This is a genomic window from Herbaspirillum sp. VT-16-41 (genome assembly GCF_001994935.1).
Taxonomy (GTDB): domain Bacteria; phylum Pseudomonadota; class Gammaproteobacteria; order Burkholderiales; family Burkholderiaceae_D; genus Herbaspirillum; species Herbaspirillum frisingense.
The window spans coordinates 1-2870 of sequence record NZ_MUXB01000136.1 but is presented as its reverse complement, the minus strand read 5'-3'; the positions used below and the strand labels follow the sequence as shown (position 1 = coordinate 2870).

Annotated in this window: 2 protein-coding genes and 2 pseudogenes; 2 read left to right on the top strand and 2 right to left on the bottom strand. The window is 46.0% G+C overall.

Going from position 1 to position 2870, the window contains the following annotated elements; all coding sequences use genetic code 11:
* Positions 1-973 (bottom strand): annotated as a pseudogene (locus BTM36_RS23115) (IS3 family transposase); the annotation flags it as partial.
* Between the two features lie 64 nt (positions 974-1037).
* On the opposite strand from BTM36_RS23115, the gene BTM36_RS23105 reads away from it, so the two are divergent.
* On the top strand, positions 1038-1376 hold the full coding sequence (locus tag BTM36_RS23105) for a hypothetical protein (protein ID WP_217349610.1): 339 nt from the start codon (positions 1038-1040) through the stop codon (positions 1374-1376).
* Here BTM36_RS23105 and BTM36_RS28780 read toward each other — a convergent pair.
* Complete coding sequence (locus BTM36_RS28780) at positions 1316-1744, bottom strand: hypothetical protein (protein ID WP_217349609.1); 429 nt, start codon at positions 1742-1744, stop codon at positions 1316-1318. The two genes, BTM36_RS23105 and BTM36_RS28780, sit on opposite strands and share 61 nt — an antisense overlap.
* Positions 1745-1841: 97 nt before the next feature.
* Here BTM36_RS28780 and mobV point away from each other — a divergent pair.
* A pseudogene (mobV, locus tag BTM36_RS23100) lies at positions 1842-2847 on the top strand (MobV family relaxase).
* Positions 2848-2870 lie beyond the last annotated feature (23 nt).

Here is a 2870-nt window from a genome sequence, read left to right as displayed (position 1 = left end):
CTGCGCTCGTTGTAGAACTGACGCCATCTTTCAATCAGCACTTTTGCCTCTGCCCGGCTGCGGAACCACTCCCGGTTAAGCAGTTCGTCACGCAGTTTGCCATTGAAGCGTTCCACGAATCCGTTCTGCCATGGACTGCCTGGCGCAATGAAGGCTGGGCCAACGGAGGCATCCCGCAGCCATCGCATGACCTTGGCCGCTGTGAACTCGGCGCCGTTGTCCGACCTTACGTAGGCCGGCTTTCCATGTAACCGCATCAATCGCGAGAGCGTCAGGATGACATCCTGGGAGCGCAAACTGGCAGCAACTTCGATGGCCAGGCATTCCCGGGTGTATTCGTCGATCACACACAGCATCTTCAACGAGCGTCCATCCACCATCTGGTCATGAACAAAGTCATAGCTCCAGACTGAATTAGGCTTGGTTGCTCCCGGTAACCGAATGTCGTTGCCGCATCGACGCCTGCGGGGCCGCTTTCGTGGAATGCCCAGTTTGAGCGCGCTCCAGAGCCGTCGCACTCGGGACTCGCCAAAGGCCAGCCAGGCAGACATACGCCGATAGCCGAAGCGAGGGACCTCTTGCGATGCCGCGATGAGCTGCTGCGTCAGGCTCCGATCCTTTCCAGGTTGTAGCAACTGATAACCCGCTACCCGCCGGCTCAGCTCCAGATAACAACATGCCTTGCGTTGCGACAGCCCCCGACGAGTAAGGACTTCCAGCGCTTCGCGCCGGCCCGCGGAGGTCATCATTTTTTTCGGCTTAACTCCTTCAAGCCATCAATCACTAGTAACTGTTCCGCCACCATGCGTTTGAGCTTGTCGTTCTCGGATTCAAGCTCTCTGAGCCGCCGGGCGTCCGGGACATCCATACCGCCAAACTTGTTTCTCCAGCGGTAAAAGGTCTGCTCAGTAATGTTGTGGCGCTTGCACAGATCTACCGTCGCAATCTCCTTGCTCTCTGCCTCTCGCAAGATGCTGGTGACGGTGTGGGCCGGCTGGTCAACGCGCTGGTATAGCGAGTTGTTCCATGATGACGCCATGATGAGTGCGGTGGGACTGAGTCTAACCATTGCCGCCTGCGCCGCGACGATGGCGGCGATCCTCGGTACGATTGCGGCAGTGGTGATGGTGCGCTTTGGCCGTTTCCGTGGCGCCAACGGTTTTGCGTTTATGATTACCGCGCCGTTGGTGATGCCGGATGTGATCACCGGGCTGTCGCTGTTGCTGCTGTTTGTTGCCCTTGGTCATGCGATTGGCTGGCCGTCGGATCGCGGCATGCTCACCATCTGGCTGGCGCATGTGACCTTTTGTACGGCTTATGTCGCGGTGGTTATCTCCTCACGTCTGCGTGAACTCGACAGGTCAATTGAGGATTGAACATCCACCACATTCAAATAGTTGATATTATTTTCAGGTATCTCCACTTGGAAATCTGTTGTTTCATTTGTTTCTTTATCTAACATTTCAATTTTAAAACCTTCGTCAGATTCTTTACCGAATGTATCTGCATAGATTAACCTTTTATCATCTTCAAAACAGGATGATGAACTTTCATTTTTTCCACGCATGAATTTCCGATAATCTGATTGTAATCTTTTTATCGTTGAGTCCTGAAAACCTTCCGTCATATTATCAAAATAAGAACGTTCACTTTGATAAATCGTATCTTCAGGTGTAATCCTAACATCTTCCCCAAACTCTTTGTAGTTGTCAATGTAGCTTCCCATAAATATTAAGCCGTCCACGACACCCTCATCGCCACTTACCTTCTCTAAATGAAATTCTGGATAATCAGGACTAGCAAAGGCATTTTGAATAGAGCGGTAAGGAGGTTATACGGAAATGTCCTACTCCATTTTGAGAGTGGCGAAAGTGAAACAAGCAGCTAATACAACTGGGATCCAAAAACATGTTCAAAGAGAAAATAATAATTACGCACTTAAATGTGGATTTAATTCATGGCCGAGAAAAGCAAAATTTCAACGAATTGATTGAAAAAAGAATTGAAGAAGGTTACATAGGAAAACGAAAACTACGAAGAGATGCGATACGTCATATTGACGGCATTATAACGAGTGATAATGCGTTTTTTGAAAACATGGATCAGGACCAGGTAAAAAAATACTTCCGGGACTCGATGGAGTTCATAGATGATGAATATGGAAAAGAAAATGTGGTATATGCCACGATACATATGGATGAAAATACACCGCATATGCATTTTGGCGTTGTTCCGTTAACGGAAGATGGACGCTTAAGCGCCAAGGATATTATTGGGAATAAGTCGGCTTTAACAAAGCTTCAAGATCGATTTAATGAATTTATAAATGATAAAGGCTACCAGTTGGAACGTGGAGAGCCCAAAGAATTGACGAAGAAAAAACATCAAGACATGGATAGATTCAAACAAGAGACAAAATACCATGAAAAAGTTTTTCTAGAAGTCCAACAAAAGGTAGAAAAACAAGAAGAAAGATTGGATGAACTGACTGCGACACTAGAGCCAAAAAAGGTAAAATTTAAGGGTCGAGAAATTAAAACAGAGGTTAAGCCAAAATTATTAGGAAAACCCGAAATTATTGAAAAAGAAACAGGCAATATTGTTTTAACACCCAAACAATATAAAAAAGTAAATGAACAGGTAACTGCTGCAGTTGCCATTCAAAAAGATTATAACCGTTTGAAAAATACAGATTTAGCCAAAGAAAATCAGCAGTTAAGAAAAGACCTAAAACGTGAAGATGAGAGATATGAAGATCTTACGAAAGAATATACCAATTTATATATGGAAAATGAAAGGCTTTCTAAAGATAGGAAGAGAACACATCTGAACTACAGTTACGACTAGAAACCTGGTAGTCCGACTTCTGC